The sequence below is a fragment of the Streptomyces sp. NPDC005485 genome, from assembly GCF_040606085.1.
GTDB lineage: Bacteria > Actinomycetota > Actinomycetes > Streptomycetales > Streptomycetaceae > Streptomyces.
On sequence record NZ_JBEXDZ010000289.1, the window covers coordinates 1 to 4,841 of the forward strand.

The 4,841-nt window shown below is 71.3% G+C and carries 4 protein-coding genes; 1 reads left to right on the plus strand and 3 read right to left on the minus strand.

Annotation, left to right across the window (positions count from 1 at the left end; all coding sequences use genetic code 11):
- The 3 genes from smc to ABZS97_RS43435 form a co-directional block, all read right to left on the minus strand.
- Positions 1-2,546 (minus strand): chromosome segregation protein SMC (gene smc, locus ABZS97_RS43425; protein ID WP_356149380.1); only part of this gene is annotated, 2,546 nt, incomplete at its 3' end.
- 249 nt (positions 2,547-2,795) lie between these two features.
- Positions 2,796-3,005: a hypothetical protein gene (locus tag ABZS97_RS43430; protein WP_356149383.1), complete on the minus strand. Its 210-nt coding sequence runs from the start codon at positions 3,003-3,005 to the stop codon at positions 2,796-2,798.
- A 388-nt stretch (positions 3,006-3,393) separates the two neighbouring features.
- Positions 3,394-3,675 (minus strand): acylphosphatase, encoded by a 282-nt coding sequence (locus tag ABZS97_RS43435; protein WP_356149386.1) that lies wholly within the window; start codon positions 3,673-3,675, stop codon positions 3,394-3,396.
- A gap of 132 nt (positions 3,676-3,807) precedes the next feature.
- Here ABZS97_RS43435 and ABZS97_RS43440 point away from each other — a divergent pair.
- Positions 3,808-4,841: CAP domain-containing protein (locus ABZS97_RS43440; protein WP_356149389.1), on the plus strand; the 1,034-nt coding region annotated here is incomplete at its 3' end.

Consider the following 4,841-nt stretch of genomic DNA (forward strand, 5'->3'; position numbering starts at 1 on the left):
GCGACGGCCTCGGCGTCGGCTGCGTAGTGGCGCAGCCGGGCGCGGCGCTGATCCGCTCGGGCGCGTGCCTCGCTTTGGGCGCGTGCGGCCCGGTCCAGCGAATCGGCCCGACCGGCGAGCCCCTTGACCCGCTCCTCGTGCGTGCGCACCTGGAGCCGGGCCTCCATCTCGGTCTGCCGCGCGTTGGCGCCGTCGGCCGCGAGCCGGTCCCGTGCGCCGGTGTCGGGCTCCTCCTCGACGGGCATCTCCTCGGCGACGACGAGCCGTTCGGCCAGCTCCTCCGCCTCCTCCAGGGCCCGGTCGAGCGCCTCCTGGGCCCGCGCCGCGGCCGCGGTGCTCCGCTCGGCCTCGCCGGCGGCGCCGCGTGCCTGCCCGGCCAGCCGGCCCAGCTGTTGCGCCACGGACGACTTCTCCCGCTCGACGGTCCGCCGCCGCTCCCCCAGCTCCTCCACCAGCGCGGCGCACTCCCGGCGCCGCTCGGCCGCCCCGTGCTGCGCCTCGGTGAGCTCCTCGCACCGCACGGCCAGCTCCGCCGACTCGGCCGCGGCCTCGTCGACGGATGCCTGCACTTCGAGCAGACTCGGCGCCCCGGCCGACCCGCCGTGTGCGAAGTGCGCCCCGAGCAGATCCCCTTCAGCGGTGACAGCGGTCACCTCGGGCCGGGCGTACACAAGGTCCTCGGCGTCCTCCAGGGTGCCGACGACGACAATCCCCCGCAGCAACCGCCGTACGGCGGGCATCAGTTCGTCGGGTCCTCGGACGAGGTCGGCTGCGCGGGGAGGCCCGTCGCGGTGCTCCGGTTCCGGGTCCACGTCATCGGGGGCGCCGCCCCCCGCCAGCAGCAGTGCCGCCCGGCCCGCGTCCTGTTTGCGCAGCAGGCGGATGGCGTCGGCCGCGGCGGCGGGGGTGGTCATGGCGATGGCGTCGGCAGCGGCGCCGAGGGCGGCGGCCAGGGGAACTTCGAAGCCGGGGGTGACGGAGAGAAGTTCGGCGGCGGGGCCGAGCAGGCCGATGAGGCGGTCCCTGGCGCCGAGGAGGGCCCCCGTGCCGTCCTTGCGGCGCAGGCCCAGGGCGAGCGCCTCGTGACGGGCCCGGGTCGCGGCCCGTCTGCGTTCCGCCGTGGTGGTCGCCTCGCGGGCCGCCGTCAGCTCGGCCTCCGCGTCCGCGAGGGCGCGCTTGGCCTCCTCGTGCCGGGCGCCCAGTTCCTCGTCGCCCGCGTCCAGCCCGTCGACCTCGGCCTTGAGCTGCTCGTACTCCTCCTGTGCCGTGACCGCGCGCTCCTGCGCCTCGTCGCGGGCGGCGGCGAGCCGGTCGATCTCGGCCTGGGCGGAGGCGGCTCGCGAGCGGGCGGCGTTGACCTGGCCGCTCAGCCGGGCGAGCCCCTCGCGGCGGTCGGCGATCGAGCGGGCCACGTCCTTCAGGCGCCGTTCCTCGACCGTCAACTCGCGTTCCAGCTCGGCGCGGTGCTCGACCGTGTCCTCCAGGGCATGCTCGGCCGCCTCCAGGGCCGCTTCGAGCTCGGCCTCCTGCTCGCGGATCCGGGCGGCCTCGCGCTCCATGTCCTCGGGGTCGCGCCCGCGCCGCTCCTCGGGCGGAGCCGACGTGGCGCTCTTGACGCGCGCGTCGGCCAGCGAGATCGTGCCGCGCACCCGCTCGGCGAGCTGCGACAGCTCGTACCAGGTCTGCTGGGCACGCTGGAGACGCGGAGTGAGCTGCCGTACCTCGTCCTCCAACTGCGCCTCGCGCTGGAGTGCCCTCTTCAGCTCGGCCTCGGCGCCGTCCTTGCGTTCCTTGAGCGCGGCCTCGTCGGCGATCTCGGCCCGCAGCGCCTGCCGCAGTCGTACGAGATCGTCGGCGAGGAGGCGCAGACGGGCGTCGCGCAGGTCGGCCTGGATGACGGCGGCGCGGCGGGCGACGGCGGCCTGCCGGCCAAGGGGCTTCAACTGCCTGCGCAGTTCATCCGTGAGGTCCTGCACGCGCGCGAGGTTGGCCTGCATCGCGTCGAGCTTGCGCAGCGCCTTCTCCTTGCGCTTGCGGTGCTTGAGGACGCCCGCGGCCTCCTCGATGAAGGCGCGGCGGCCCATCGGATCGGCGTGGAGTACGGAGTCGAGCTGGCCCTGTCCGACGATGACGTGCATCTCGCGGCCGATGCCGGAGTCGGACAGCAGTTCCTGGATGTCGAGCAGCCGGCAGGTGTCGCCGTTGATCTGGTACTCGCTGCCGCCGTTGCGGAACATGATCCGCGTGATGGTGACCTCGGCGTACTCGATGGGCAGCGCGCCGTCGGAGTTGTCGATGGTGAGGGACACCTCGGCCCGGCCGAGCGGCGGCCGCCCGGTGGTGCCGGCGAAGATGACGTCCTCCATCTTGCCGCCGCGCAGCGACTTGGCGCCCTGCTCGCCCATGACCCAGCTGAGCGCGTCCACGACATTCGACTTGCCCGAGCCGTTGGGACCGACGACGCACGTGATGCCCGGCTCGAACCGCAGCGTGGTGGCCGAGGCGAACGATTTGAACCCGCGCAGGGTCAGGGCCTTGAGGTGCACGCCGCTGGACTCTACCTTCCGCCCGTATCTCACTCCATGAACGCGCGGTTTCACCCATGAACGTGCAGGGCACATCAGACGTTAAAGAGAGTGGAAGCGTGCGCGGGGGAATCAGCACGACAAGCTCGACAAGCGGAGGGCAAGAAAGAAGGGACGCCTGAACGGCGTCCCTTGCAACTCTGACAACTCAGCGGCTGAATACGGGCAGCCCAACCACCGCTGTCATAGTGGTGCTATGCGGTGCAGTGATCAGGTGAGCGCAGGCTCCGCCTGGGGTACGTCGATGCTGTCGAGAAGCGAGTCCGAGTCGTGAGAAGCGGCAGCCGCGAGCGCGTCGTTCTCGGCCTGAATCCGTACGAGTTCGGATTCGAGGTCCTGGACGCGCTGCTGGAGCCGTCGCATCTCGGCGATGAGTCGCGGGTCGGAGCCGCCGACGTAACCGAGAAGCGCCTTTGCCATGATGGATGGTCCTCCACACTGAGTGACCGACCGATGCGGTGTGGGTCGATAGGTCGTGAGGGAATCGCACCCGCGATGCTTGACACTTGCTAAATTCTTGCTGCCGTTCCACATGCCAAACAGCTAAGGTGCGCGGGGCTTTCAGCGTCTCACCAAAAAGTTTGACGGTCAACACGATCACGCCCTGTATTGGCGGGCAACCCGGGGGCACGCGGCCTGGAAGCGGCTGCGCTGCGACTCCTGCGGGGCCCTGAGGGCGTGGAGATCATCCTTAAGTGCGGAGCCTCCCACGACAAGCCGTTCTTGGCAACCACCAGGTCATCTCTGCCGTGGGCACGTGCGCACGGCATGTCACAGGGCCCCCACCGGGGGTGTCGCCGTCGAAGCGTCAGCGGATCGCGAAGGCGTCGTAGTGACCGCGGGGCGTGTCCCAGATCTCAGTCACTCCGTCCACACGCCCGGGTGTGTCGTCCCCCTGGAGCCAGTCGAGCAGGGCCTGGCATCCGGTTCGTGAGCCCTCGGCGACCACCTGGACCCGTCCGTCGTCCAAATTGAGAGCAAAACCACTCAGCCCGCCGATCTCCAGCGCCCTGGCCCGCGTGTACCAGCGGAAACCCACACCCTGGACCCTTCCGCGTACCCACGCCACGAGCCTTGCATCCTCGTTCATGGGTGCACGCTAACCGGCCAATTGCACTCGGAGCACTTCCTCCTCTTGCGCCATGAGGTACCGTCCCGACCCAATGAGCCTCACTCGTTCGGGTGAGGCACGTTGCCCGCAAGGATGAGGAAGGCCAGGAGTATGGGACGCCACCGACGCTCCGCCGCCGGCCGCGCCGCTACAGGCCGCGCCACCGGGATCACGGAAACACACCCGGTTCACACGGAGAGCTACGGCCCCGAGAACCTCTACGGCTACGCCATGGCCAGTGCTACCCCGGCCGGCAGCCGTTCACACCGCCGGAGGAAGAAAACCGCGACACCGGTGCGCAACGGCCTGCTCGGTGTATCGGCGGCCGTGGCCCTCGGCACCGTCGCCGTGGCGACCGGCGTGCTGCCGGGCAGCGACAACTACGCCCTCGGGGGCGGCAGCAGCAACTCCGACAAGGTGCAGGCCATCGACTCCCCGTCCAGCCTGGAGACCCAGCAGGGCGGCACGTCGGGCACCGCGGACGACCGCGACGACGACCAGTCGACGAGCCGGGACTCCGACCGCGCCTCCTCGCCGTCGGCCTCGCCCTCCTCCTCGGCGCCGACCGCGCCTTCGAAGAAGACGCCGCCGAAGTCGAAGAAGCCCGTCGGCAAGCCGAGCAAGACGGCGACCAAGGCCCCCGCGAAGCCGAGCAAGCCGGCCACGAAGGCCCCGAAGACCACCGCCCCGGTCACGGTGTCCGCCGAGAGCGCGGCCGAGGCCGAGGTGCTCAAGCTCGTCAACGTGGAGCGGTCCAAGGTCGGCTGCAGCCCGGTTGCGGCGAACAGCGCGCTGTCGGACCTGGCCTCGGCCTTCAGTGAGGACATGGCCGCGCGCGGGTTCTTCGACCACACCGACCCGAGCGGCGCCACCCCCTGGGACCGCGCGGCGAAGGCCGGCATCACCAGCCTGGGCGGGGAGAACATCGCCCGCGGCCAGGCCGACGCGGCCGCCGTGATGGAGGCCTGGATGAACAGCCCCGGCCACCGCGCCAACATCCTGAACTGCGACTTCAAGACCCTCGGCGTGGGCGTCCACATGGGTTCGGGCGCGCCCCCCACGCCCCCAACGGCCGACAGTGTCGGCAGCGAGGGTTCGATCTCGCACCCCGGCTCGGGGGGCCGCAGCCACATGGCGGCCCCCTG

Excerpts from the sequence above, each read along its gene's own strand:
- ABZS97_RS43430 (WP_356149383.1), bottom strand. The coding sequence starts at position 3,005 with ATGGCAAAGGCGCTTCTCGGTTACGTCGGCGGCTCCGACCCGCGACTC.
- ABZS97_RS43435 (WP_356149386.1), bottom strand. The coding sequence starts at position 3,675 with ATGAACGAGGATGCAAGGCTCGTGGCGTGGGTACGCGGAAGGGTCCAG.